This window comes from Halomonas sp. DP4Y7-1, assembly GCF_019800705.1.
In the GTDB taxonomy this organism is placed as follows: domain Bacteria; phylum Pseudomonadota; class Gammaproteobacteria; order Pseudomonadales; family Halomonadaceae; genus Halomonas; species Halomonas litopenaei_A.
Genome location: NZ_JAHVKS010000006.1, coordinates 78,731 through 103,355, shown reverse-complemented (window position 1 = coordinate 103,355; position 24,625 = coordinate 78,731). Strand labels below are relative to the sequence as shown.

Here is a 24,625-nt window from a genome sequence, read left to right as displayed (position 1 = left end):
TGTTCTCGCATGGCTCCGTCCCCGGGTATCGCATGTTGTTGTGTGCGGTGCTCGCGGGTGGGCTGATGTTTGTCGATACGCATTTCACCCGCATGGAGTCGGTGCGTGCCCAGCTGTCGACGCTGGTTGCCCCTATCCAGTGGGTCGTGAGCCTGCCCAGTGATGTGCTGAATTGGGGGGCTCTGGCATTGTCCGAGCAGCGTTCTCTGGTCGAGGAGAACGCGCGTCTACGTGAACAGCTGCTGACGCTCTCCCATCGGGTCCAGCGCATGGCCAGCCTGACCGCGGAAAACGTCCGCCTGCGCGAGCTGCTCGATGCCGCCCGAGACCATGAAGTTCCCTACCTGACTGCCGAACTGCTGTCCCTCGATCCAGACCCCTTCACCCATCAGATGGTGATTGACCGTGGCCGTCGCGATGGCGTCTATGTGGGCCAGCCGGTGATGGACTCGTCGGGTATCGCCGGGCAGGTCAGTGAATTGTCCGCCTATTCCAGTCGCGTCCTGATGCTGACCGATGCCAGTCACGCGCTGCCCATCCAGGTCAATCGCAACGGTCTGCGCTTCATCATTCAGGGAACGGGCAACTACGATGCCCTGAAGGTCCTGCATGTACCGGATACCGCAGATATTCGGGTCGGCGACCTGCTGGTCAGCTCCGGCCTGGCGGGACGTTTTCCCGCCGGCTACCCGGTGGCCAGGGTCAGCGACGTGGGTCATGATCCCGGCGAGCCGTTCGCGACGGTCAGCGCGGCGCCGGTGGCACAGCTTCAGCGCTCGCGGCATTTCCTGCTGCTGTTCCCACCGGAACCGGCGCTAGAGGTGTCTCGCGGCCGCTGGCACCCTGATCTGGATCCGGTTGCCATCGAGTCGGCTCGCCGTCTTGGCGAGCTACTGCTGCCACCCGAGGACGACACCGAGGAGGACAACTGATGGCTGCCACTCCACGGGCCAGTCTGTTGCTGGTGTGGCTGACACTGGCCTTGTCGCTGTGTCTCCAGGTCATGCCCATGGCCGATGGTTGGCAGGTCTGGCGACCTGACTGGCTGGGACTGATGCTGCTGTACTGGTGCATGACGCAGCCTGATCGCGTGGGCGTGTTCCACGGCTTTGCGCTGGGGCTGTTGCTCGACCTGATCGAAGGGGCGCCGCTGGGGCAGAGTGCCTTGACCTTGTCGCTGCTGGCCTTTCTTGGCGCGCTGGTCTATCCCAGATTTCGCACGTACTCCCTGGTTCAGCAGGCGGTACTGATCTTCGTGCTGCTGGGACTGGTGCAGCTGGTGGAACAATGGCTGCGCACGCTGTTCGGGCCTTTTTCGATGCATCTGTCGTTTCTCATGCCCTCGCTGATCGGGGCTGCCCTGTGGCCGTGGCTGGTCACTCTGTTCAAGGCCCTGGGCCGGCGTGCGGTCCGCGAGTAACCTGGTCAGGAGTCTGTGCATGCCTTCCGCTAGCGACCTTCCCTTGTCGAACACGCTGCGTCTGGCGTCGGCCTCGCCGCGTCGACGGGACTTGCTGGCGAGTATCGGTGTCGAGGTCGAGGTCTGCCCCGTGGACATCGATGAAACGCCGCATCCGGGTGAGCAGGCCGTGGACTATGTCGCGCGCCTTGCCCGGACCAAGGCGACCGTCGGGCAGCGCGCAGGACTGGCCCAGCCGGGGGCGGCGAGTGAGGACCGGGTCACGCTGGGATCTGATACCGCGGTGGTCCGCGATGGGCAGATTCTAGGCAAGCCAGCGGATGCCGCAGAGGGGTATGCCATGCTGCGTTCGCTCTCCGGGCGTGATCATCAGGTGATGACGGCTGTGGCGGTCACCGGGCCAGCGGGTCTGCTGGAGGTCACGGTCGTCACTGACGTCACCATGCGGATGATCGAAGACGCCGAGATTCATGCGTATTGGCGCAGCGGTGAACCCCAGGACAAGGCCGGGGGATATGCCATCCAGGGGCTGGCAGCGGTGTTCGTCGAGCGCATTGCCGGCAGCCATTCGGCGGTGGTGGGATTGCCCTTGTTCGAGACGGCCGCGTTGCTTCGACAGCAGGGCATGGCGCTGTGGTGTGGGGCCCTTCCCTAGAGCACTGTGTCGCGGTGAATCGCTCTGCACGGGCGGATGACAGGCGTCGTCGACACCGGTGGCGCAGCGTTGAGGCCCACTTATCTGGCGTCATCTGTCGCTGCGCGATGGCAAGCGGGTCGAAAGCGCGTATGCTGCATCAATCCGTATGGCCAGGATGGCCGAGACAGGCATCGTCGCAACGGTGGGTGGCTATGTCATAATGGCGCCAGACATCAAAGGACAAGGACAGCCGCATGAGTGGTGAAGTACTCATCAACCTGACGCCGATGGAAACCCGCGTAGCCGTGGTGGAAAATGGCGTGCTCCAGGAAGCCTTCATCGAGCGGGCCAGGCGGCGCGGTATTGTCGGCAATATCTATCAGGGCAAGGTCGTTCGAGTGTTGCCCGGCATGCAGGCCGCCTTCGTCGATATTGGTCTGTCACGGGCGGCCTTCATTCACGCCCACGACGTCGGTGATCACGCTGCCAGTGGCGAAGAGCAGCCGTCGATTTCGCATCTCCTGCACGAAGGCCAGTCACTGGTCGTCCAGGTGACCAAGGACCCCATCGGATCCAAGGGGGCTCGCCTGACCACCCACCTGTCGGTACCCTCCCGCTATCTGGTGTACATGCCAGATTCGCCCCATAACGGGGTGTCCCAGCGTATCGAGGATGAAACCGAGCGAGAACGTCTGCGAGAGCTGGTCGAGGCGGCCCAAGCCGAGCAGCAGATCGACATCACCGGCGGTTTTATCGTGCGCACCGCTGCAGAGGGTGTGACCCTCGAGGAAATGGCGGCGGACATGCACTTTCTGCTGCGGCTATGGCGCAAGGTCAGCGAGCGCAAGATCACGGCCCCGGCCCCCAGCGTCATCTATGACGACCTGCCCCTGTTCATGCGAACCCTGCGCGATGTCATGCGTGATGACATCGAGAAGGTGCGCATCGATTCTCGCGAGAACTTCGTCAAGCTGGTCGAATTCGCTGAAGAGTTCATGCCGACCGCGGTCGGGCGGATCGAGCACTATGCCGGCGAGCGCCCCATCTTCGATCTGTACAGCGTGGAAGATGAAATCCAGAAAGCGCTGGCACGCAAGGTGCAGCTGAAATCCGGTGGCTATCTGGTGATCGACCCCACCGAGGCGATGACCACCATCGACGTCAATACCGGCGGCTACGTGGGTCATCGCAATCTGGAAGAGACGATCTTCAAGACCAATCTCGAGGCCGCTACCGCCATTGCCCGGCAGCTGCGCCTGCGCAACCTGGGTGGCATCATCATTATCGATTTCATCGACATGGTGGACCCCGAACATCAGCGGCAGGTGCTGAGAATGCTCGAGAAGTCTCTCGAGCGAGACCACGCCAAGACCAAGTGTACCGGCGTCACCGAGCTTGGGCTGGTGCAACTGACCCGCAAGCGGACCCGGGAGAGTCTTGAGCAGACGCTGTGCGAGCCCTGCCCATCCTGCCAGGGACGCGGCACGCTGAAGACGCCGGAATCCGTATGCTACGAAATCTTCCGGGAGATCCTGCGCGAGGAGCGTGCCTACAACGCGGAGACCTACGCAGTGCTGGCCTCCCAGGCCGTGGTCGATCGTCTGCTCGATGAAGAGTCGGCGGCAGTGGCTGATCTGGAAGAGTTCATCGGCAAGACGATCCGCTTCCAGGTCGAGACTCACTATTCCCAGGAGCAGTACGACATCGTGCTGATGTGATGTGATGAGGCCGATTCGCCTGCTGACTCGCTGGTTACTGACGCTGGTGGCGGTGGTGCTGGCCCTCGCCGCACTGCTGTCGGTGGTCCTGCGTCTCTCCCTGGGCCAGGTGGATCGGCTGGAAAGCACGCTGATCGACATGGTCGAGTCTCGCTTCGAGGCCGAGGCCCACCTGGTCGAAATGAACGGGGCGCTGCGGGGGCTTGACCCCGAGCTGTCGCTGGATGGGCTGCGCCTGGAAGCGCGCGACGCCCTGGGCAGCTATCCGCTGCTGGAAGTCGAGCAGGGTGAGGTGCGTCTGGACACCCTGGCCAGTCTTCAGCAGGGCATTCCCGTCGCCGACAAGGCGCATTTTCAGGGCGTGACCCTGCATCTTTACCAGGATCGTGAGCGTCGCTGGTTGTGGCCCAAGCCTGCCAGGATTCCCCCCGAACTCATGCCTGATGGCGAATTCAACCTGCAGCGCCTGGACTTCTGGGTCGGCGTGATGCTGCGTCAGCGGGCCTGGGTCGATGATCTACGCGTGGTGCTCCACGGGCGGCGGGAAGTGACCACCCTGCATGCGCCCCGGCTGTTGATGACCGGGAACGAAACACGCACCCACATCGAAGGCGAGATTTTCATTGAAGACCGCTCCATGGAAGCCATGGAAGTGGTGATGGCGCTGACCCCGGGCACCCGCGACGCCGGCAATTTCAGTGCGGCGCTGCAGGGCACCATGCAGCTCGACAGCCTGACCGGACTGTCACGCCTGATCGGTATCGAAGACGTGCTCAGGCTGGATGAGGCCAGCGGTGATGCCACGGTATGGGCCCGTTGGGATAACGGACGGCTGGCGGATGTGCGCCTGGATGTACGGGCGCCGCGTATCGCGCTGAACCAGGATGATCATGGCCCATCGTCGGTAGCCCCTGAGGCACCCGCGGCAGAGCATGGCGGCATCGTGATGACGGGGGCCGAGCTGAGAGGGCAGTGGCTGCGGCGTGGGGTCGATGACTGGGAAGCCTGGTTCGAAGGCGACACTGAAGACGTGCTGTGGACGGGCAACGACGGTGAACAGGCCCCTGAGGGCAGCGCGCTGCCGCGTTTCTGGCACGTGGCCAGTCGAGAGGATGGCTGGTGGGCCAACGCCAGTGACTTCGAGCTTGGGGCGCTGGCCCAGTGGCGGGAACGGGTGCGCCTGCCCGAAGGGCTGTCGCGTGCGGTATCGGCGTTGCAGCCAAGAGGACGCGTCACCGGGCTAGGTTTTGGCAAGCGCGAAGGCGAGTGGCGGGCCCGCGTCAGCGCCGAGGGCGTCGAGGTGGATCCCTGGGAGGATGCGCCAGGTGGGGGCCCCCTCGATGTATGGGTCGAGGCCGACGGCACTCGAGGGAAAGTCGACTTTGTCGATACCGGTGCAGCGTCCATGCACTTCCCTAACCTGTTTTCGGCACCGATGGCACTGGACTACGCCACCGGCCAGGTGCAGTGGTCCTACGATGGTCCGCGCAGCTACGTCAGTGGGCGAGATCTCCAGGTAGGCTGGCGCGGTGCCAAGGTCGACGGGGAATTTGGCCTGGCGATTGCCGGAGACCGGCGCGGAGGCTTCGGCCTGTCCCTCGATATGCGTGACGTCAACGCCCGCGATACCGCGCTCAGTGAGTGGCTGCCGATGCCGCTGCTGCGAAACGATGTCGACCCTGAGCTGGCCGAATGGCTTGCCAGCGGCCTGGCGGGGCGGGTGCCCCAGGGACAGCTGAGGTTGCACGTGCCCCTGCGTGAGCAGGACAGCCTCGACAGTGATGGCGAGGGTGGTGACAGGTTGGACACCACACTTGGGCTTGAGCTCGACATTGTCGATGGGCGCGTTCCCTACGCCGATGGCTGGCCAGCGCTTCAGCAGGTGCGCGGACATCTGTCCGTCGAAGACGATAGCCTGGAAGCCCGCGTCGATCATGCTGAAAGCCTGGGCGTGGTCACAAATGATGCTCGCGTCAGCTTGCAGGACCAGGTGCTGAGCGTAGACGGACCGATGACTGCCTCGTTGACCGATCTACTGCGGTTCCTGGGCGAGATGCCGGTGGATGGCGTCGACGCCGCCAGTGACTGGCAAGGCGAGGGGCAAGTCCAGGGTGAGCTGGCCTTGCGTATGCCGATGGACGACCCTGACGGACTGTCTCTTAGCGTCGAGGCCAATGCCGAAGCGTCATCGGTCACCCACCAGAGCACCGGGCTTTCCTTCGAGAATGTTCGCGGGCCGCTGACGTGGCAGCAGCACGGCGACGATGGCGGCCTGTCGGGGCGACTTGATGGACGCGTGCTGGGCGGTGACGTGACCGCAGAGTTGGAAGGCAGCAACGACAGCGTTGCCCTGTCGGGGCGTGCCGAGGCGCTTGCGCTGCTGGACTGGGCGGGACTGCCTTCGGGGGCGTTGATGTCCGGTGCCTTTCCATGGCGCGGGCGCTTGAACCTGGAGGCTCAGCGCTTGCAGCTCGACAGTACACTGGAGGGCCTGACGATCGAGCTGCCGGCCCCCCTGGGCAAGCGTGCCGCGGAGCGTGTACCGCTTGCGCTGGATCTACGCCTGGGTGATGCCATGAGCCTGAGTGCCGAGTACGGCAACAGTGTCGGCGCCAGGTGGCGCGATGCCGGTGGTGGCCAAGGCCAGCTGTGGATCGGTCGGTCGGCGCCTGCCGCCTGGCCCAGGGAGCGGGGCGTGGCGGTGTTGGCGCATCTTCCAAGGCTGGATCTCACGGCCTGGGCGGATGCCCTCAAGCCCCTGGCCGGCAGCATGCCGGGTGGTGGTTCCGGCAGTGGCAGTGGCAGCGTGGGTCTGGCCAGGGTCGAGGCCCGCAGCGACTGCCTCAGCGACGGCGACCGCTGCCTGGGTTCCCTGGTCATCAATGCCAGTCCCGAGCAGGGTGGCGGCCAGCGCTGGAACGCTTCGCTGGACGGTAGCCTGCTCAGTGGACAGATGCGCTATCGGCCCGGCACCCTTCAGCCACTGGTGCTGGATCTCGACCGACTGACCTTGGATGACCTGATTCCGGCGTCTTCAGGGCAAGCGGTCGCCGGGGCCGAAGCCGGTTCACTGTTTGGTGAGCTTGAGGTGGCCGAGGAACCCGCCGAGTTTCCTGCCCGCGTGCGAGATCTGCCTGACGGGCGGCTCGACATCCGTACCATCCAGTACAAGGGCAATCGGATGGGCCCTTTCAGCGGCGAGTGGCGGACCCAGGATGATCGTCTGTCGGTAGACCCTGTCGCCTTGACCCTCGGCGAAGTCAGTGCCAATGGATCACTGATCTGGGAAGCCTCTGGCAGCAGCCACAGCCTCACCAGGTCCCGGCTGGCGTTGACCGGGGGGGATCCTGGTAGCGCCCTGGCTGCGCTGGGCCAGGAGGTCGCGGTGCGTGCCGAGCGTCTGGATGTGGACAGTCAACTGGCCTGGCCCGGCGCGCCCTGGCAGTTCGCCCTGGCCCGTTCGAGGGGTAGCCTGGAGGTGAGCATGCTGGACGGTGCCTTTGCCAACATCAGTTCGCCATCGGCCAAGGTGGTGGGGCTTCTTAATGTCGATAACCTGCTGCGTCGACTGCGCCTGGACTTCACCGACGTCACCGGTTCAGGAACCGCCTTTGACCGTGTCAGCGGTAACGCAACCCTGTATGGTGGAGTGCTGGAAACCGATGGGCCGATCCGCATCGACGGACCGGCGACCGACTTCACGCTGGACGGCTCCGCCGACCTTGCCAGGCGTCAGCTGGACCTGATGCTCGGCGTCACGGTGCCCGTCAGCAACAACCTGCCACTGGCCGCTGTGGTCGCGGGCGCTCCCATCGTCGGTGGGGCGCTGTTCGTGGCCGACAAGCTGTTCGGTGACGTCATCGATCGGGTGACGCGAATTCACTATCTGGTGCAAGGTCCATGGACGTCGCCCCAGATCACTCTGGAAAGTGCCCAATGACATCACATCCTGCGAGCCTCGAAGAGGCGGTTGCCACTCTGTTGACCCCCGGCGGGCTTGACCTTGGCGGACTTGATGCCGGTCTGCGGCATGCCCTCGGGCCGGGCATCGACTATGCCGACCTGTATTTCCAGCGCGCCTGGCACGAAGGCTGGGTGCTGGAGGATGGCGAGGTCAAGGAAGCCAGCTACAACATCGACGGTGGTGTCGGGGTGCGTGCGATGGCCGGTGAAAAGACCGGCTTTGCCTATTCCAACCAGATTACCGCGGATGCGCTGGCGGAGACCGGACGAACGGCCTCGGGCATCGTGCGAAGCGGCGCCAGCCTCAACCAGGCGCCCCGCATCGTGGTCAGTGCGGAGCCCCGCTATGCGGGCATCGACCCCTTGTCGGGGCTGTCGGCCGAGGACAAGGTCGCGATGCTGAAGCTGGCCGACCGGGTGGCCAGAGAAGCCGACCCCAGCGTTACCCAGGTCAGTGCCTCGCTGTCCGGCGTCTATGAAGTGGTCCTGGTCACGGCCAGTGACGGCACTCTGGCGACCGATGTGCGTCCGCTGGTGCGCTTCAACGTGAGCGTGATTGCGTCTCGCAATGGGCGTCGGGAGCGGGGCAGCGCGGGAGGCGGTGGTCGTTACCCGATGGCGCGCCTGCGTGACGAGGGTGTCGCCGAAACTTATGCCAAGGAGGCCGTGCGCCAGGCGCTGGTCAACCTGGAAGCCGCGGATGCGCCGGCCGGGCAGATGCCCGTCGTGCTGGGGGCGGGGTGGCCTGGAATTCTGCTTCATGAAGCGGTGGGACACGGGCTTGAAGGTGACTTCAATCGCAAGGGCAGTTCCGCGTTCGCCGGCCGTATCGGTGAACGGGTGGCGGCGCCAGGGGTCACCGTGGTCGATGACGGGACGCTGACCGATCGGCGTGGTTCGCTGTCGGTGGACGATGAAGGAACGCCGAGTCAGTGCACCACTCTGATCGAGGACGGCATCCTCAAGGGCTACATGCAGGACAAGTTGAACGCCCGCCTGATGGGCATGGCACCGACTGGCAATGCTCGCCGCGAGTCGTTCGCGCACATGCCGATGCCTCGCATGACCAATACCTACATGCGGGCCGGTCAGGACGACCCGGAAGACATCATCAAGAGCGTCTCTCGCGGTCTTTACGCCGTGAGTTTCGGTGGCGGTCAGGTCGATATCACGTCCGGCAAGTTTGTGTTCTCTGCCAGCGAGGCGTATCTGATCGAGGACGGACGCATTACCGCGCCGGTGAAGGGGGCTACCCTGATCGGTAACGGGCCCGAAGCCATGGGCCGAGTGTCGATGATTGGACACGACATGGCGCTGGACACCGGCATTGGCGTCTGCGGCAAGGAGGGGCAAGGCGTTCCCGTCGGCGTGGGTCAGCCCACCTTGAAGCTGGATGAGCTGACGGTTGGCGGCACCCAGTCGTGAGCGCCGCCTGACACCTGCCCATGGGCGCGAGGTTCAGCGCCTTTGGGTGTTGCAGGTATGGATGTCTCAGGTCGCGGTTTTTTCAGTTCTGAGTGTTCAGGACTGAGTTTTCAGGTCGTGCTGTGTCAGCCGACCCGAGTGGCCGCCGCAAGGCAAGATGGCTCCCGGCGGGGCTAGAGTCCCGCCGTGTCGCGCAGCAGTTTATAGAGCCGTTTGGCGCTGGTCGGCGGCTTGTTCTGCTCGCGCTCCTTGCGGGCATTGCGGATGAGCTGGCGCAGTGCCTGACGGTCGGCGTGGGGGTAGTCTGCCAGGAAGGGTTCGACTGCGTCGTCGCCTTCCTCGATCATCCGGTCGCGCCACTTTTCCAGGCGCAGAAAGGCATGGTCGCGCTGCACCTGGGCCTGTTCGATTTCATCGAAGACGGCCTGAATGGCGTCGAGGTCTTCCTTGCGCATCAGTTTGCCGACGTACTGCATGTGGCGCCTTCTCGCCTCGCGGGCACGGATGCGATCGGTTTCCTCGATGGCGCGCAGCAGGTCGTCCGAGAGCGGGAAGCGTGCACGTTCGTCCGGCTTCATGGCGATGAAGCGTTCGCCCAGAGCCTGCAACTCGTGCATTTCGCGCTTGAGTTGTGACTTGCTGGGGCGGTCGTCGGGGGAGAGGTCTTGCTGGGTCATACCGGGTCCCTGATGAAGGCAGCTGGGGCAGCGAAGAGGCGAACGCCAACAGGCGGCGCCCGCCAAAGCTCAGGAGTATACCAGCCCGAGCCGACATGAGCGGCAAGGGATGACAGTCTCAAGCGGTCGATCGGGCCGCAGAAGGAGTAGAAGATGACACAGGCGTTTGATGCCACAGCCCAGCAGAGATTGCTGGAAGGGCGCGCCGAGAGCGCTGTAGCACTGGCCCGGCGGCTAGGAGCTGATGCCTGCGAGGTAGGTGCCAGTGTCGATCAGGGGATCGGTGTCAGCGTGCGTGAAGGCGATGTCGAGTCGGTTGAGCTGTCCCGTGATCAGGGCATTGCGGTGACCGTCTATCTCGGTCAACGCAAGGGCAGTGCCTCCTCCACCGACGCCAGCGATGCGTCGATCAAGAGCGTGGTCGAGAAGGCTATCGCTATCGCCCGCTACACCGGGGAAGATCCCGCTGCGGGCCTGGCCGATGCACAGCTTATGGCGACCGAACTGCCGGATCTCGATGTCCACCATCCCTGGGCACTGGAAACGGACGAGGCCATTCAGCGAGCCCTGGCCTGCGAAGCCGCCGGACTTGCTCGTGAGGGCATTCGCAGCTCTGACGGTGCCAGCCTGTCCAGCGGTGAGGGGGTGCGTGTCTACGCCAACAGCCATGGCTTCATGGGCAGTCAGCGCGGCAGTCGTCACTCATTGTCGTGCATGCTGATCGCGGAAGACGCCTCCGGCATGCAGCGCGACTACGATTACACCAGTGCCAGGGACCCCAAGGCCCTGCGCGATCCTGCCGAGGTCGGCGACAGTGCTGCCGAGCGCACCCTGCGTCGTCTTGGTGGCCAGACGCCGCAGACCGGCCGCTTTCCGGTCATGTTCGACCCGAGTCTGGCCAGTGGCCTGGTAGGGCACTTGATGTCGGCCCTCGCTGGAGGCGCGATCTACCGGGATGCATCGTTCCTGTGCGGGCGCCTGGGTGAGGCGCTGTTCCCGTCCTGGTTCGGTCTTGGTGAGCATCCGATGCTGGTGGGCGGCATGGCGAGCAGCCCGTTCGACGGTGATGGCGTGCAGACCCGTGACAATCGCTTTATCGAAGATGGCCGCATCGCCAGCTACATGCTGTCCGCCTACAGCGCGCGGCGCCTCGGCATGCAGACAACGGCCAATGCCGGTGGTGCGCGCAATCTGCGCCTGGTCGGTGCCACCACGCCCCATGGTGACATGCTGGCGCAGATGGACCGTGGGGTGCTGGTGACCGAGCTGATGGGGCAGGGGGTCAACGGCGTCACCGGCGACTACTCCCGTGGCGCTGCCGGTTTCTGGGTCGAAAATGGACGGATCCAGTATCCGGTCGAAGAGTTTACCATCGCCGGAAACCTGTCACGCATGTTCCAGGGGCTGGTGGCGCTGGGGGACGATGTCGATACCCGCGGCAGTATTCACAGCGGCAGCTGGTTGATCGACGAGATGACGATCGCTGGCAGTTGAGGCCCGAGAGCTGTGCCCATCACAGCCGATACCCTGGCCCAGGGTTGACGTAGGATGTGGATTGCGGCGCTATGCTGACAGTAATGATCGAGTCAGGCATGGGGAGCGTCATGGTGTGGAGACAATGGGGTGGCTGCCTGGGGGCGGTGATGTTGACGCTAGCTTCCGTTCAGGCAGACGAGGGGGACGGTACCGGCGCTGGCGATGCCGTTACCCTCGATACCTATATCAGGGCTCAGACCGACCACCATTTTCAGCGCTACGCTGATGACGGTTACTTCGGCACGCTACGCCATGATCGCGCGCCACTGCCTGCAGACGCGAACGTGCTGCGCCCCAATCGAGATGTGTTGCACAGTGTGGGTCTATTCGACCTGAGTTCTCCGGTAACGATCTCGACCCAGGCGGATCCCACCCGACTGCAGTCACTGCAGGTCGTGAGTCAGGACCATTTCACTCCACTGATGGTCTATGGGGGGCGTGAGATCACCCTGGACCAGGACACGGTGGGGTCACGCTATGCCCTTGTGATGGTCCGCACCCAGGTCGATGCAGACTCGCCTGAGGATATCGCCAAGGCCAACGCCCAGCAGGACGCGATCGAGTGGTCCCAGGCCGAACAGGGTGAGATGACACTGCCCGACTGGGATGTGCAGGGTCTGGCTGACGTGCGTGAAGCGGTATTGGGCTTGTCACCCTTCCTGTCGGGCAGTCACCGCATGTTTGGCGCCGAGGGTGACGTCGACCCTGTGCGCCATCTGTGGGGGACCGCTGCCGGTTGGCTGGGCCAGCCCATTGAAGAGGCGTACTACGTCACGATCAATCCGTTGCACAACGACGGCGACACCCCTCAGGTGCTGATGCTGCCGGTCGATGTGCCGGTCACCGGGTTCTGGTCGGTGACGGTGTATGACGACCAGGGCCGCTTGATCGACGGCGCCGACGGCGCCCAGTCGGTGACCAGCAGCACGGCGGACGCCAACGAGGATGGGTCGGTAACGCTGCATTTTGGCGGGGATCCCGACGTGCCGAACTATCTGGCGATTGAGCCTGGATGGAACTACACCCTGCGCTTCTATCGACCTACCGAGGCGCTGACGAAGGGGGAATGGCTGCCCCCTTCGCCGACGCCGGTCGGTTTGCCCGTGCCTGCTTCCAACTAGAACCATGCTCCCACGTCGGGCGTGGGAGCATCGCTCATGCTTGTGAGGCAGACAGCGCCTGGTCGAGATCGCTCAGCAGGTCATCGATGTGCTCGATGCCGATGGACAGTCGGACCATATCGGCGCTGACACCGGCGGCGGCCAATTCCTCGTCGTTCAACTGGCGGTGGGTAGTGGCGGCCGGGATGGCAGAGCAGGTCTTGGCATCGCCTATGTTGACCAGTCGAAGGATCAGGCCGAGAGCGTCATAGAAGCGTGCCCCCGCATCGCGCCCGCCGTTGATACCGAAGCTAAGAATGCCCGACGCTTTGCCTTGCAGGTAGCGGATCGCGAGCCCGTGATCCTTGTGGTGTTCGAGTCCTGCGTACTTCACCCATGAGACGGCGGGATGCTGCTCCAGATATTCCGCGACCTTCTGGGTGTTATCACAGATACGCTCGATTCGAAGCGATAGCGTTTCCAGACCCTGCAGCAGGTTCCAGGCAGCCTGGGCGCTGAGTGCCGCGCCCATGTTGCGCAGTGGCACGACGCGGGCCCTGGCGATGAAGGCGGCCTCACCAACGTCACGGGTGTAGCTGATACCGTGATAGGACGGGTCCGCTTCGTTGAGCAGGGCAAAGCGCTTGGCATGGGAGGCCCAGGGGAAGCGTCCGGAGTCGACGATGACGCCACCGACGGTGGTGCCATGGCCGCCAATGTATTTCGTCGCCGAATGCACCACGATATCGGCGCCGTGGTCGATCGGGCGACACAGGAAGGGGGTGGCCACGGTGTTATCGACAATCAGCGGTAGGCCATGGTCATGGGCCAGAGTCGCCAGCGCGCCAAGGTCGACGACGCTGCCCGAGGGGTTGCCGATGCTTTCGCAGAAAATGGCTTTGGTTCGGGCATCGATGTGGCCGGCGATGGTGTCCAGGTCGTCCTTGTCGGCAAAGCGGACCTCGATGCCCTGACGAGGCAGCGTGTGGGCAAACAGGTTGTAGGTGCCCCCGTACAGCTCGCTGATCGAGACGATGTTGTCGCCGGTTTCGGCGATGGTTTGGATGGCGTAGGTGATTGCCGCCATCCCTGAGGCCACCGCGAGTCCGGCAATACCGCCTTCCAGTGCCGCTACCCGCCCCTCCAGCACGCTGCAGGTGGGATTCATGATGCGCGAGTAGATATTGCCTTCGACCTTGAGGTCGAACAGATCCGCGGCGTGTTGTGCACTATCAAATGAAAAGGACGTGGTCTGATGAATGGGTACCGCCACGGCATTCTGGTTGTCGGGCGTGTAGCCGTGATGCAGTGCGATCGTGTCCGGCTTCATGGGGGCTCCTTGTTGTGGTTGGGGTGGACTCAGAATAGTGGGCCGACCGTTCGCTGTCCTCAATATATTGAAACGTTCTAATTTATGGAGGCGTCCAAGATGTCCATAGAACCCACCGATGGCCAGGTCATGGTCGAACACGCACGTGTTTTCGCGACGGCTGCCCACTGTGCCATTGGCCAACGCCGCAAGTATCTGGAGACTCCCTACATCGAGCATCCTGCCGCGGTTGCCGCCTTGGTGCGCGAACATTGTCCGAGTCGGCCCGAGCTAGAGGCCGCGGCGTGGCTGCACGACGTGCTGGAGGATACCGAGGTCAGCGAGATGACCCTGCGTGAGTTGTTTCCTGCTGACGTGGTGGAACTTGTGGTGGCCTTGAGTGACCTTGAGGGGCCAGAGGTCGGCAATCGCGCCGCGCGCAAGCGGATCTCGCTGGAACGGTTGGCACGCGCTGGTGGGGATGCACAGACCGTCAAGTATGCAGACCTGATTCACAACACCGGCTCTATTGTCGAGCACGACCCTGGCTTCGCGCGGGTCTACCTCAAGGAAAAGCGAGCGCTACTGGAGGCCATGGACCAGGGGCAGGACTCGCTCAAGCGGCTAGCCTGGGCATCGTTGGAGCAGGCCGAGGCCCGTCTGGGCAGGCGATAGAACGGTCCGGTACTGGCAGCAGCAGGCGTCAGCCTAGCCGCGAATCAGGCGGGCGCCTGGAGGCACTTGGTCATACAGGTCGTTGCAGTCACCGGGAGGAGGCTGGCGGTCCGGCGTCAGATCCAGGTACCAGATGCGGCAGGCACCTGGTGGGGGGAGCACGTCTTCCGGTAACTGCAGGCTGTCGAGAGCGTCATACTGTCTGTCGCCTCGGCGCTCCGTCAGGCCGTCCGCGGGGGACGTGCTGGAGCAGCCGCTGACCAGGCAAGTGGCGAGTGCCAGCACTCCCAGCAGCATGCCCGCAGATGGAGTGGTACCGGCCGCACTGCGCCGAGCGCCATAAAGGCGGAGATGTCTCATCAATGGCTCCCTCGTCAACCTCGGACCATGGCACGCGGGGTCATGGTTCCACGTAGGAGAAAGCCTAGCATGGCTGGCGCCGCAGAGGACGGGACGCGCTTCGCTATGGCGTGCACTCTGCTCGTCTATTCGTTTGCTCTTCTGCTCGTTTGCTCGTTTGCTCGTTTGCTCGTTTGCTCGTCTGTTTGTTTAATACGGGCGTCAGTGCACGGTCACCACTCGGCAGCGGGCGTGATGACTGACCTTGCGTGACACGCTGCCTTCGATCAGGGCCTTGAACTTGCCCATGCCGCGATGCCCCATGACGATGGCGTCGACGCCGTGCTCACGGGCCGCGTCGAGGATGACCTGGCCTGGGCTGCCGTGGCGCAGCAGGATCATCGGTTTGGAAGCTCCCAGGCTAAGCGCGTCACGCCCGGCGTTGTCGAGAATCTCTCTGCCGATGGCCTCTCGCTCATCCAGGGCAGCACCAGCGGCGATGGCGGAGACGCCCCAGACGAAGGCGGGTTCCGAACCGAGCTCTTCTGGCACGTGCAGCAAGACTAGCTGGCCGGCGCTTGCGTTTCCGGCGGGCGAAGTATCGTCGCTGCGATGGGCATTGAGCAGCGTGCAGGCAACCTTCAGCGCTTCACGGGAGTAGCAAGAGCCGTCTACCGGTACCAGAATCTTGGTGAACATCGCCGCGGTCCATGTGGTGACTGATCATGCAGGAATTGTAGGATCAGAGCGTCCGCCAAGTTCTTGATTTGGATCATGATGGTCAGCGTTTACGGGCGCCCAGGGCTGTCGTTGGTGCTTCAGTCGTCTGTGCTTCAGCCCTCTGGCCTGCAGCGATGCAGCGCCCAGCAAAAAGCCCCGGGCGTCGGTAGGGGCGCCCGGGGCTTGGCTGAGTCGTTTGGCGTCAGTGATCCAGATAGAGGTAGTGCTGCCATCCGAGCATGCGAAGGAGCACCTTGCGCATGATGGCCACGTGATGGAAGTGCTCGGTGTAGACCGCCGCCTGGGCGCTGATGCCCAACGGCAGGTCGGGCACGTCCTGGTCCGGCAGCAGCCGCAACGTCACCAGCGCCGGGGCATCCACTGTCTTGAAGGCGTCTGCGCCCAGCAGGCGATCTCCTGCCGCGACCTGAGACTCGGCGATGGCGGGAAGCACCTCGATGACCTCTGCGCTGAACACCTGGCCAGGCAAGGCCGTGAAGGTCAGCTCTGCTTCGTCACCCTGCTGAATGCGGTTCAGCGCCTGCTGACGGAAGGCGCCAGTAAAACGACCTGGCTCATCGTGCACGAAGACTCCCATCGGCTTGAGCGGCAGCGGCACCGCCATCATGCCGGGGCGTACCGCCAGCTGGGTAAGATACCCGTCTGTCGGGGCTCGGATAATGGTGTTCTCCAGGTCGTACTGGGCCTGGGCCAGTTCGGCCCGCTTGGCGATCACCAGTGGGTCCTGATCATTGGCATCGGGACGCTGTTCCGCTTGAGCTCTTTCCAGCGCTGCCTGGGCCTGGGATACCCGGGCGGCGGTGGTCTCGGCGACCTGGGCCGCTTCATCGATCTGCTGTCGACTAAAGGCCGATGAGGCCGCCTGGTAGCGTGCCAGGGTGCGCTGGGCCTGGTTGCGATCCGCCTGGGCGGCCAGCAAGTTGGCTTCCGCCTCAGCCACGCCTGCGGTGCGGCTGTCAGAGTTGCGCAAGGTGTCTTCCAGCTCGGCGGTCAGACGCTCCACCTTGGCTTCGAACTGCCGTGCATCGAGGGTGAACAGCGGGGTGCCGGCCTTGACCAGGGTGTTGGGGGATACGTTGACCGACGTGACGCGGGCTCGTACTTCCGACACCAGCGGCGTGACGGCGTAGGCCTGACGCACCTGGCGAGTGAAGGGGTGGTTGTAGTTCATCAACAGCACCAGCGTCGAGACGACAATCACGCCGCCCAGAAAGGCGGTGGGCACTGTCCACTTGTTCAGCGGGATGCGAAACACCTTGAAAATGACGATGCAGATGGCGGCGTAGGTCAGGACGATAAGCAGATCCATCAGGACTGGCCTCCCTGCTGGGTTGAGCTGACGGTTTCGGCCGTCGGGGTAGGCTGCCCTGATTCCTGCCGATCAAGCCGCTGCCTGAGCTGCTCCAGCTCCGCCCTCAGTTGATCGATCTCGTTGCGTTCCCTGGCCTGTTCCTGCTCGATCTGCTGAAAGCCCCAGCCGCGATCATCGCGATACAGGGTGGCCCAGATCCACAGGAAGGGCCACAGCACATGCAGGGTGAAGAGGCTGACCCAGCCCGCTACGTGGATAGCATCCTGATGAGGATGATTGCGCTTCTTGGCGATGCCATAGGGAATGTCGTGAATGACGATAACCCCGTAGAACAGCGTCAAGGCGACAAAAAAGAGAATGCCAAGGGCAAAGTAGTTCAGCATGCAGGGGCCTTTTTTCTTGAATGCTTTTGGAAGAACGCACATCCCGTACCGTTCGCCGCTAAAGATAGCACGAGCGGTGGTCCGATTCGTCGCGGCTTCCTGGCAGTTGTCAACGCGCCGGTGGCCATAGCACAGCGCCGCTATGCCAGAGCGTGATATGCGACGAGAGGGGTGAGGCGAGCGGTGTCCTCAGGTATGTGAGCGCGATGGCTATCGCTGCGATAAAGCGATCAAAGAGGACGAGTGGGCGTCATCACTGAGCGCCTGGCGAGGCACGTTCTTAGCACCTTCTGGACATGTTCTGAAAGAGTGACGTCACCATTGGGTCACACCAGAACATCTAGTGCGTCGTGGCAATCTGCTGGAATTCGGGAAAAGCTGAGGGACATCAAGATGGTGCGGATGGGGAGACTCGAACTCCCACGCGCTAAGGCACTAGAACCTAAATCTAGCGTGTCTACCAATTCCACCACATCCGCATGCAGGTGAGCGGTGCACATTGTACGTTGCCTGACCGGCAAGTCAACTTTTTCAGCTGTTGGGCGACGCCGCAGCCATCAGGGCCCAGGCGGATGGCGATGGGCCCTTGGTGACAGGCCGCTCATGCCTGAGGCGAAGGGAGCATGCCCGAGGCAATGAGCACTAACGCAATGAGTGCTAATGCAATGAGAGCTAATTCGATAAGAACAAAGGCAGCGAGACAAAAGGCAACGAATCAAGCGACGCGATAAAAGCCAAGGCCTAACCGGGGGGTAGCGTCAGGTACTCGGCGGCCTGCTGCGCCAGCTCCTTGTGGTCACTGCCCTCCAGGCGGGGAATGATGCCCAGGCAAGGCCCCGGTAGCCGCGCGGTCAGATGGGCAAGGTTGTCCTGGTAAAGGGTTTCATCTGCCGCAAAGTCAGCGTCGATGAGGTTGCCAATCCAGCCAGCGCAGACCACGCCGTCACGGGCCAGCGCTTCTGCGGTCAGCAAGGCGTGATTGAGACAGCCCAGCTTGAGGCCAATGACAACAATGACCGGCAGCCTAAGGCGAGGGGCCAGGCCTGCCAGGTCTTCCTGCTCATTCAGCGGGACGCGGTAGCCGCCAGCGCCCTCGATCAGCGTCAGGTCGCGGCCCAGCGCCAGGGACGGCGCAATGGTCCGTTCCAGCCTGGCCAAGGTCAGCTCGGCGTCGGCGTAGCGCGCTGCCAGGTGAGGGGCAATGGGGGGCTCGAAGGCATAGGGATTGATCGTGGCGTAGTCGACCTCAGGCCGACTCTGGGCCTGAAGCGTCAAGGCGTCGATGTTTCTCAACCCTGCAGCCGTCGCTTGGCATCCAGACGCCACCGGTTTCAGGCCCAGGGTGCTGAGGCCCTGGCGTCTGGCGAGCGCCAAAAGCGCGGAGCTGGCGAGAGTCTTGCCGGCATCGGTGTCGGTGCCGGTCACGAAATAGCAGGTCATGGCACGGGTCCATCTTGCAGAAATCTGAGGGTCATGGGGGAGCCGGAGAGGGCTCAGCGGTTGAGTACCAACGTCAGCTGGTGGTAGGTCACGGGAAGTCCCTGTGGCGTGCGCAAGCGCTCGTAACGCTGCTTTGCCTGGGCCAGTTCCCGGCGGGTCAGGCCAGCGCCAGGCCGCGCCACCTGGGCGCCGACGCCCTTGATGGAAGCCATCACGGCGTGAATGTCCGGGTAGTGAAAGGTGACCTCGCGGGGTCGCAGGACGGCATCCTGCCAAGGGCTCTGATCGACACGCTGCTGATGCTGAGCCAGGCTCGGGAACACCAGCACGCCGCTGGAATGGCCGGGACGCTGCCATGCGCTGGCCACCTCATGCAGGGTGCCGGGTAGCAAGGTGTTGATCACCGCCCGGCCGCCCGGGCGCAGGACGCGATGCACGTTTGCCAGTACCTGCGCCAGGTCAGGACACCATTGGATGGCCAGGTTGGATACCAGCAGATCGATGCTGGCCGTCGCCAGAGGCAGGGACTGGGCATCTGCCTTCAACCACACAGGAGACGATGCCCTGGCGCTGCAGGGGCGTGAATCGTCCGGACGGGCAGCATGACGGCGAGCTTCAGCGAGCATTGCCAGTGACAGGTCCAGTCCTATTACCTGGGCGTTGGGATAGCGGTCGCACATCTGCCAGGTGAGATCCCCTGGGCCGCAGCCCAGATCCAGGACGTTTTGGACGGGCTCGTGATCATTCACCGTACTCTGGCGAGCCTGGGCTTGCCGTGGCGGCAAATCGTCGAGCAACGACTGGGCCATGGCGAGCTGCGCGCGGGCAAGCTGCCGATAGCGTGGGGCTGCCCGTGAAAAGGCCCGATCCACCCGTTGCCGCCAGTGGCTGGCGGAGGTCTCATCGCCGAGTGGCGCGTCCAGTGTCAGCGTTGCCATGCTGCCTCCCTCGGATTTGGTTGATCGCGCTCGGGCCTGGAGGTCTGACGGGGGTAGCCGTGTCCTGTTGACTGGCGGTGCGCCAGCAGGCGCTGTGCCTGTCGCTCCACCGCCTCGACCAGCCGCTGCGGTTGGCTAAGCATGGGGCAGTGTCCGCTGGCGGCGATGCGCTCATCCGCGGCATGGCGCACCGCAGGCGCCATCAGCGGGTCGTCGTGTCCGCACAGGGTGGCCGTCGGGCAGGGCGGCTTGAGGAAAACGTCGTGAATATCCTCCTGGGCCAGCGTCGAGAGTCCGTGTGCGAGAGTGGCGTGATCGGCCTGTGCCTGCGGTCTCAGCAGCGCCTTGAGCGACGCCAGTGACGGGCGAGGCTCAGGCTCTGCCGATAGCTGCCAGCGTAGGAAGTGCTCGACTGCCCGGTCTGGGTCACGGTGAAAGGCGCTGTTGAAGTCGGCGAGTGCCTGTTGACTGACCCCTGCGGGGTGGCAGAAGGTCGAGCCCATGCCGATCAGCACGAGCGCATCAGGGGGCCCCATGACACGTGCCAAGGCGGCAGCCTGGAGAGCTCCCAGCGACCAGCCCACCCACACCACCGAGGTATCCTGGTCGGGCAGCAGCTCAGGAGACATGGCCTCGGCAAGCTGACTGATGGAGCCCGGGTCAGCCAATGGGGACGACGACTTGGTGCCCATGCCCGGCCAGTCAATGGCATGCACATCCCAGCCCTGGGACCAATGCGGGGCGAGGGGGGCAAAGACACGGGCATCGATGGCCCAGCCCGAGAGCAGTACCAGGCGGGTCATGCGCCAACCTCTTCCATGCTGTCGGCCGGGACCAGCCGCTGACAGCTGGCCAGGGCGTCAAGCAGGCGCTGGATGTCGTCGTGGCTGTGGCCGGCGGTTAACGTGATGCGCAGTCTGGACTGGCCATTGGGTACGGTGGGCGGGCGAATCGCACCGACCTTGATGCCACTGGCTTCCAGCAGCCGCGCCCACTCCAGGGTGCGTGACTCATCTCCCAGCAATATCGGTTGGATCGGTGTGTGCGATGGCATCAGCGGCAGGCCCAGGCGCGACGCCTCATCCCGGAACAGCTGCACCAGCGAATGCAGGTGCTGCCTGCGCTCGGGTTCCGCGTCAAGCAGCTCCAGGGCCTTGAGCGAGGCTGCGGCCACCGGGGGCGGCATGGCGGTGGTGTACACATAGGGTCGGGCGAACTGAATCAGGTGCTCGATCAAGGCATCGTCTCCGGCGACAAAGGCGCCGCCAGTGCCGAGCGCCTTGCCCAGAGTGCCGACAAGGATCGGCACCTGCTGGCTGTCGTAGCGCTGACCCACACAGCCGTCACCACGCTCGCCCAGCACACCAACGCCATGGGCATCATCGATCATCAGCCAGGCCCCATGGCGCTGGCACAGTCGGGCCAGTTCCCCGACGTCGGCGCAGTCGCCGTCCATGCTGAACACCCCGTCGCTGATGGCCAGAGCCAGGGACTTTTCCGGCGCACGGGTCATCAGCCGGTCGAGGTCGGCCAGGTCGAGGTGGTGGTAACGGCGTGAGCGGGCGCCCGCCAGTCGTGCCCCGTCGATCAGCGAAGCATGGTTGAGACGGTCCTGATACACCTGAACATGGGGATCGCACAGGGCTTGAATGACCCCAAGGTTGGCCATGTAGCCGGTGGAGAAGAGCAGTGCTCGCGGTCGCCCGGTGAGTCGTGCCAGGGCCTCCTCGAGGGCCTCATGCAGCTCACCATGGCCGGTCACCAGATGGGAGGCTCCCGCGCCGCTGCCGTAGCGACGAGCGCCGTCGCTGGCCGCTTCGGCCAGGCGTGGGTCGGTGCGCAGGCCCAGATAGTCGTTGCCCGCCATATCGAGCAGCGCGAGATCCCGCCGCTGTGTCTGGCGTTGACGCCAGCGCTGGGCCTGCCGGCGTTGGTCGGCGCGTAGCCTCAGGTAATCGTTCCAGGTCTGGCTCATGGTGTTCTCTGTGCCTTGCATTGCCCCCGCTTGGCATCGGCAATCAGCCGCAGGGGCAGGCAGGCGAAAGGCATCTGGGGCAGCGTCGTTAGACGGCGGCGTCGTAGTACTGCTCGCTTTGGGCGACGCTGGCCTGACGTTTCACCTCACGGCTGAGGGCCTCCGCCTGCTGCTCGTCGGTGGCGCAGCTCTCGCGCTGTTCCGGGTGCAGGCCGAGCTTGGCAAACAGCGCCTTGTCGCGTTCCACCTGGGGGTTGCCGGTGGTCAGCAGGGTGTCGCCGTAGAAGATCGAGTTGGCGCCTGCCATGAATGCCAGGGCCTGGGTCGACTCATCCATCTGCTCGCGCCCGGCGGACAGGCGGACATGGCTGGCCGGCATCATGATGCGGGCGACAGCGATGGCCCGCAGGTATTCGATCGGGTCGAGGTCCTCGACATTCTCGAGCGGGGTGCCGGGCACCTTGACCAGCATATTGATGGGCACCGATTCGGGGTGCGGCGACAAGTTGGCCAGCTGCCTCAGCAGGCCTGCGCGATCCCGCGCGGACTCGCCCATGCCAAGGATCCCGCCGGAACAGATCTTCATGCCGGCATCGCGCACATTGCCGAGGGTGTCGAGGCGGTCGGCGTAGCTGCGCGTGGTGATGATCTCGCCGTAGTACTCGGGAGAGGTATCCAGGTTGTGGTTGTAGTAGTCGAGACCAGCATCCGCCAGCTGGCGCGCCTGATCCCCATCGACCATGCCGAGTGTCATGCAGGTTTCAAGACCCAGCGCCTTGACTTGCTTGACCATTTCGAGCACGACGTCCAGGTCACGCTGGCGCGGGCTGCGCCAGGCGGCTCCCATGCAGAAGCGGCTGGCGCCAGCGTCCTTGGCGGAACGGGCCTGGGCGACAACTTTCTCGATCTCGAGCAGCTTCTCCTTGTCCAGACCGGTGTTGTAGTGGCCGGACTGGGGGCAATACTTGCAGTCTTCCGGACAAGCGCCGGTCTTGATCGACAGCAGGGTGGACACCTGTACCGCATTGGCATCGAAGTGCTGGCGATGGATCGTTTGTGCCTTGAACATCAAGTCGTTGAAGGGCAGTGCGAAGAGGGCCTCGATTTCATCAAAGGACCAGTCGTGGCGCGGGGTACTGTCCAGGGCTAGGGTGGAAGAAGAGGTCACGGTGGCCGACATGGAGTGTCTCGCTTTGGTCAACTTTTTTAAAATAGGTAAGTTGACGGACAGGATAGGGCGTTTGACCCGCCTGTCAACCTGCAGGCTCGTAGAAGTTGACCACGTGCTGGCCAGGTGGTTGCCACAGCGCTGCCCCTGGTGCTTGGCGCCGAATCTGGCCGTTGAGCCAGGAGCCGGAACCCGGATGCCGTTGTGCCGACGCTGTCAGGCCTGCCTGGTGTGGAACGTGGCGCCCTGCGAGCGTTGTGCAGAACCCTTGGCGCCAGCCCTGGAGGCAAGGCCAGCCGGGACCCGCCTGTGTGGGCGCTGCTTGACCGCTCCCCTCGCGCTGGACACGGTAGTAGCGCCACTGATCTATCGTGACGAGATTCGCCGGTTGGTCCAGCGCTTCAAGGCTGGGGCCCATCGGCCCAGCGCACATCAGTTGATCGCTCTGTTTCTGTGGGCCCTGGAGGCACGCGAAACGACGGTTCCGGATGTCTTGATGGGAGTGCCGAGACATCGGCAACGGGCGCGGGAGCAGGGCTTCGACCAGAGCGAATGGTTGGCTTCCGAGCTTGGTAGGCGCTTGGGCTTGCCGGTGACCCGTGGTCAGCGGCGGCGCAATGACCCGCCTCAACACACCCTGACGGCGAGTGCCAGACGACGTCAGGTGAAGGGCATGTTCGACGTGGCGGGTCCCATGCCTCGCCATTTGGTGTTGGTCGACGACGTGATGACCACGGGCGCCACTCTCTCGCGCCTGGCCAGTGCGTGCCGAGACGCCGGTGCCGAGCGAGTCGATGCCTGGGTAATGGCCAGGACGCCGCCACCCTGGCTCTGTTAAGCTGCCGCGGTCGTTTCCCACCTGCGCGCTGGAGTCTCCATGAGTACCTCGACCCCCTTCCATGAACTGTCGCCCCAGCGCGTCGTAGACGCGATCGAGTCCTTGGGATTCTGGCTATCGGGTGAGCCCTTCGCGCTGAACAGCTACGAGAATCGCGTCTATCTGGTCAGAGATGAAGAGGGCGGACGCTGGGTGGCCAAATTCTACCGCCCCGGTCGTCTCTCATCGCAGGCAATACAGGAAGAGCACGCCTTTCTGGCAGAGCTCGAGGCGGCTCAGGTAAACGTCGCCGCGCCCTGGTGCGATGATGCGGGTAATAGCCTGCACGAGGTCGACGGGCAGCGGCTTGCACTGTTCCCCCACCTGCCGGGTCAGGCGCCCGAGCTGGAGAATCCTGATCATCTGTTCGCGCTCGGAGAGCTGATTGGCAGGGTCCACGAGGTGGGGCGCCGCGCACGCTTTACGCACCGCGCACAGCTGGTGCCATCGATCATGGCGGAGCAAGCCCGCGAGACGATTCTAGGCAGCGACTGGTTGAGCCAGCGTCAGCGCGACAGCTATGCCTCGGTAGCAAAGACGCTGGTAGCCACCCTGGCGCGCTACGATGATGCGGCAGGGACTGCGTTGCGTGTCCATGGCGACTGCCATGTCGGCAACATGCTGGGACGAGACGATCACTTTGCCCTGGTCGACTTCGATGATGCGCTGATGGCGCCGGCGGTACAGGATCTGTGGATGTTGTTTACTGCCCAGGCTCCCGAGGAGAGGACACAGCAGCTGTCCGAGGTGATCGAAGGGTACGAACAGGTGTTGCCGTTTGAGCGTGGCGAACTGGCGTTGATAGAACCGCTGAGGACGCTGCGCGTGATGCGTCACAGCGCCTGGCTGGTGGGGCGTTGGGAAGACCCGGCCTTTCCCCGAGCGTTTCCCTGGGTGGCGGATCACGGCTACTGGGATGAGCATATCCGCCAGCTGGAGCAGCAGCGCCTGGCGCTGTCCGACAAGGAACGCTGGTTGGCCGGAGGTTGACG

General features: G+C 63.9%; 22 protein-coding genes and 1 tRNA gene. 11 read left to right on the top strand and 12 right to left on the bottom strand.

Annotated elements, in window-relative coordinates; all coding sequences use genetic code 11:
• The first annotated feature begins 32 nt into the window (after window positions 1-32).
• The 6 genes from mreC to tldD all read left to right on the top strand — a co-directional run bounded on the left by mreC (window position 33) and on the right by tldD (window position 9,163).
• On the top strand, window positions 33-932 hold the full coding sequence (gene mreC, locus KUV72_RS12720) for a rod shape-determining protein MreC (protein ID WP_206943355.1): 900 nt from the start codon (window positions 33-35) through the stop codon (window positions 930-932).
• On the top strand, window positions 932-1,420 hold the full coding sequence (gene mreD / locus KUV72_RS12715) for a rod shape-determining protein MreD (RefSeq protein ID WP_206943353.1): 489 nt from the start codon (window positions 932-934) through the stop codon (window positions 1,418-1,420). Before mreC ends, mreD begins: the two co-directional genes overlap by 1 nt.
• 19 nt (window positions 1,421-1,439) lie before the next feature.
• Window positions 1,440-2,075, top strand: a complete 636-nt coding sequence (locus tag KUV72_RS12710) for a Maf family protein (protein WP_222163514.1) — start codon at window positions 1,440-1,442, stop codon at window positions 2,073-2,075.
• Window positions 2,076-2,311: 236 nt separating this feature from the next.
• Entirely contained in the window at window positions 2,312-3,775 is a 1,464-nt protein-coding gene (gene rng, locus KUV72_RS12705; protein ID WP_206943351.1) for a ribonuclease G, read from the top strand.
• A 4-nt stretch (window positions 3,776-3,779) separates the two neighbouring features.
• On the top strand, window positions 3,780-7,715 hold the full coding sequence (locus KUV72_RS12700; protein WP_222238660.1) for a YhdP family protein: 3,936 nt from the start codon (window positions 3,780-3,782) through the stop codon (window positions 7,713-7,715).
• On the top strand, window positions 7,712-9,163 hold the full coding sequence (gene tldD, locus KUV72_RS12695; protein WP_222238659.1) for a metalloprotease TldD: 1,452 nt from the start codon (window positions 7,712-7,714) through the stop codon (window positions 9,161-9,163). The genes KUV72_RS12700 and tldD overlap by 4 nt, the downstream gene beginning before the upstream one ends.
• 173 nt (window positions 9,164-9,336) lie before the next feature.
• On the opposite strand, the gene yjgA is transcribed toward tldD, so the two are convergent.
• Entirely contained in the window at window positions 9,337-9,840 is a 504-nt protein-coding gene (yjgA, locus tag KUV72_RS12690) for a ribosome biogenesis factor YjgA (protein WP_222238658.1), read from the bottom strand.
• Between the two features lie 153 nt (window positions 9,841-9,993).
• On the opposite strand from yjgA, the gene pmbA reads away from it, so the two are divergent.
• Together pmbA and KUV72_RS12680 are read left to right on the top strand one after the other, a co-directional pair.
• Window positions 9,994-11,334 (top strand): metalloprotease PmbA, encoded by a 1,341-nt coding sequence (pmbA, locus tag KUV72_RS12685; RefSeq protein WP_222163509.1) that lies wholly within the window; start codon window positions 9,994-9,996, stop codon window positions 11,332-11,334.
• 71 nt (window positions 11,335-11,405) lie between these two features.
• Window positions 11,406-12,497: a DUF1214 domain-containing protein gene (locus KUV72_RS12680; RefSeq protein WP_222163508.1), complete on the top strand. Its 1,092-nt coding sequence runs from the start codon at window positions 11,406-11,408 to the stop codon at window positions 12,495-12,497.
• Between the two features lie 34 nt (window positions 12,498-12,531).
• On the opposite strand, the gene KUV72_RS12675 is transcribed toward KUV72_RS12680, so the two are convergent.
• Entirely contained in the window at window positions 12,532-13,806 is a 1,275-nt protein-coding gene (locus KUV72_RS12675; protein WP_222163502.1) for an O-acetylhomoserine aminocarboxypropyltransferase/cysteine synthase family protein, read from the bottom strand.
• A gap of 99 nt (window positions 13,807-13,905) precedes the next feature.
• On the opposite strand from KUV72_RS12675, the gene KUV72_RS12670 reads away from it, so the two are divergent.
• Window positions 13,906-14,460 (top strand): HD domain-containing protein, encoded by a 555-nt coding sequence (locus KUV72_RS12670; RefSeq protein WP_261317480.1) that lies wholly within the window; start codon window positions 13,906-13,908, stop codon window positions 14,458-14,460.
• 33 nt (window positions 14,461-14,493) lie between these two features.
• On the opposite strand, the gene KUV72_RS12665 is transcribed toward KUV72_RS12670, so the two are convergent.
• The 10 genes from KUV72_RS12665 to bioB all read right to left on the bottom strand — a co-directional run bounded on the left by KUV72_RS12665 (window position 14,494) and on the right by bioB (window position 22,768).
• The gene (locus KUV72_RS12665; RefSeq protein ID WP_222238657.1) at window positions 14,494-14,820 is read right to left on the bottom strand and encodes a hypothetical protein; all 327 of its coding nucleotides are present in this window, start codon (window positions 14,818-14,820) and stop codon (window positions 14,494-14,496) included.
• A 201-nt stretch (window positions 14,821-15,021) separates the two neighbouring features.
• Window positions 15,022-15,498, bottom strand: coding sequence for a universal stress protein (locus KUV72_RS12660; protein ID WP_222238656.1), 477 nt, complete (start codon window positions 15,496-15,498; stop codon window positions 15,022-15,024).
• A gap of 223 nt (window positions 15,499-15,721) precedes the next feature.
• The gene (locus KUV72_RS12655) at window positions 15,722-16,849 is read right to left on the bottom strand and encodes an HlyD family secretion protein (protein WP_206943340.1); all 1,128 of its coding nucleotides are present in this window, start codon (window positions 16,847-16,849) and stop codon (window positions 15,722-15,724) included.
• Window positions 16,849-17,235: a DUF3302 domain-containing protein gene (locus KUV72_RS20005; RefSeq protein ID WP_222238655.1), complete on the bottom strand. Its 387-nt coding sequence runs from the start codon at window positions 17,233-17,235 to the stop codon at window positions 16,849-16,851. The genes KUV72_RS12655 and KUV72_RS20005 overlap by 1 nt, the downstream gene beginning before the upstream one ends.
• 394 nt (window positions 17,236-17,629) lie before the next feature.
• Window positions 17,630-17,714 (bottom strand) — tRNA-Leu (locus tag KUV72_RS12645).
• A 262-nt stretch (window positions 17,715-17,976) separates the two neighbouring features.
• On the bottom strand, window positions 17,977-18,675 hold the full coding sequence (bioD, locus tag KUV72_RS12640) for a dethiobiotin synthase (RefSeq protein WP_222238654.1): 699 nt from the start codon (window positions 18,673-18,675) through the stop codon (window positions 17,977-17,979).
• 53 nt (window positions 18,676-18,728) lie between these two features.
• Window positions 18,729-19,613, bottom strand: coding sequence for a methyltransferase domain-containing protein (locus KUV72_RS12635; protein WP_222238653.1), 885 nt, complete (start codon window positions 19,611-19,613; stop codon window positions 18,729-18,731).
• The gene (locus tag KUV72_RS12630) at window positions 19,601-20,416 is read right to left on the bottom strand and encodes an alpha/beta fold hydrolase (RefSeq protein ID WP_222238652.1); all 816 of its coding nucleotides are present in this window, start codon (window positions 20,414-20,416) and stop codon (window positions 19,601-19,603) included. Before KUV72_RS12630 ends, KUV72_RS12635 begins: the two co-directional genes overlap by 13 nt.
• Entirely contained in the window at window positions 20,413-21,588 is a 1,176-nt protein-coding gene (bioF, locus tag KUV72_RS12625; protein WP_222238651.1) for an 8-amino-7-oxononanoate synthase, read from the bottom strand. Before bioF ends, KUV72_RS12630 begins: the two co-directional genes overlap by 4 nt.
• An 88-nt stretch (window positions 21,589-21,676) precedes the next feature.
• The gene (gene bioB, locus KUV72_RS12620; RefSeq protein ID WP_222238650.1) at window positions 21,677-22,768 is read right to left on the bottom strand and encodes a biotin synthase BioB; all 1,092 of its coding nucleotides are present in this window, start codon (window positions 22,766-22,768) and stop codon (window positions 21,677-21,679) included.
• A gap of 184 nt (window positions 22,769-22,952) precedes the next feature.
• On the opposite strand from bioB, the gene KUV72_RS12615 reads away from it, so the two are divergent.
• Window positions 22,953-23,594 (top strand): ComF family protein, encoded by a 642-nt coding sequence (locus KUV72_RS12615; RefSeq protein WP_222238649.1) that lies wholly within the window; start codon window positions 22,953-22,955, stop codon window positions 23,592-23,594.
• 39 nt (window positions 23,595-23,633) lie between these two features.
• Complete coding sequence (locus KUV72_RS12610) at window positions 23,634-24,623, top strand: serine/threonine protein kinase (protein WP_222238648.1); 990 nt, start codon at window positions 23,634-23,636, stop codon at window positions 24,621-24,623.
• Window positions 24,624-24,625 lie beyond the last annotated feature (2 nt).

Bases quoted from the DNA above. Each gene is read 5' to 3' on its own strand.
- KUV72_RS12675 (WP_222163502.1), bottom strand. From the start codon at position 13,806: ATGAAGCCGGACACGATCGCACTGCATCACGGCTACACGCCCGACAAC.
- KUV72_RS12635 (WP_222238653.1), bottom strand. From the start codon at position 19,613: ATGGCAACGCTGACACTGGACGCGCCACTCGGCGATGAGACCTCCGCC.
- KUV72_RS12660 (WP_222238656.1), bottom strand. From the start codon at position 15,498: ATGTTCACCAAGATTCTGGTACCGGTAGACGGCTCTTGCTACTCCCGT.
- KUV72_RS12655 (WP_206943340.1), bottom strand. From the start codon at position 16,849: ATGGATCTGCTTATCGTCCTGACCTACGCCGCCATCTGCATCGTCATT.
- bioD (WP_222238654.1), bottom strand. From the start codon at position 18,675: ATGACCTGCTATTTCGTGACCGGCACCGACACCGATGCCGGCAAGACT.
- rng (WP_206943351.1), top strand. From the start codon at position 2,312: ATGAGTGGTGAAGTACTCATCAACCTGACGCCGATGGAAACCCGCGTA.
- tldD (WP_222238659.1), top strand. From the start codon at position 7,712: ATGACATCACATCCTGCGAGCCTCGAAGAGGCGGTTGCCACTCTGTTG.
- KUV72_RS12700 (WP_222238660.1), top strand. From the start codon at position 3,780: ATGAGGCCGATTCGCCTGCTGACTCGCTGGTTACTGACGCTGGTGGCG.
- KUV72_RS12680 (WP_222163508.1), top strand. From the start codon at position 11,406: ATGCTGACAGTAATGATCGAGTCAGGCATGGGGAGCGTCATGGTGTGG.
- KUV72_RS12610 (WP_222238648.1), top strand. From the start codon at position 23,634: ATGAGTACCTCGACCCCCTTCCATGAACTGTCGCCCCAGCGCGTCGTA.
- yjgA (WP_222238658.1), bottom strand. From the start codon at position 9,840: ATGACCCAGCAAGACCTCTCCCCCGACGACCGCCCCAGCAAGTCACAA.
- KUV72_RS12615 (WP_222238649.1), top strand. From the start codon at position 22,953: ATGCCGTTGTGCCGACGCTGTCAGGCCTGCCTGGTGTGGAACGTGGCG.
- KUV72_RS12665 (WP_222238657.1), bottom strand. From the start codon at position 14,820: ATGAGACATCTCCGCCTTTATGGCGCTCGGCGCAGTGCGGCCGGTACC.
- bioB (WP_222238650.1), bottom strand. From the start codon at position 22,768: ATGTCGGCCACCGTGACCTCTTCTTCCACCCTAGCCCTGGACAGTACC.
- pmbA (WP_222163509.1), top strand. From the start codon at position 9,994: ATGACACAGGCGTTTGATGCCACAGCCCAGCAGAGATTGCTGGAAGGG.
- mreC (WP_206943355.1), top strand. From the start codon at position 33: ATGTTGTTGTGTGCGGTGCTCGCGGGTGGGCTGATGTTTGTCGATACG.
- mreD (WP_206943353.1), top strand. From the start codon at position 932: ATGGCTGCCACTCCACGGGCCAGTCTGTTGCTGGTGTGGCTGACACTG.
- KUV72_RS12710 (WP_222163514.1), top strand. From the start codon at position 1,440: ATGCCTTCCGCTAGCGACCTTCCCTTGTCGAACACGCTGCGTCTGGCG.
- KUV72_RS20005 (WP_222238655.1), bottom strand. From the start codon at position 17,235: ATGCTGAACTACTTTGCCCTTGGCATTCTCTTTTTTGTCGCCTTGACG.
- KUV72_RS12630 (WP_222238652.1), bottom strand. From the start codon at position 20,416: ATGACCCGCCTGGTACTGCTCTCGGGCTGGGCCATCGATGCCCGTGTC.
- bioF (WP_222238651.1), bottom strand. From the start codon at position 21,588: ATGAGCCAGACCTGGAACGATTACCTGAGGCTACGCGCCGACCAACGC.
- KUV72_RS12670 (WP_261317480.1), top strand. From the start codon at position 13,906: ATGTCCATAGAACCCACCGATGGCCAGGTCATGGTCGAACACGCACGT.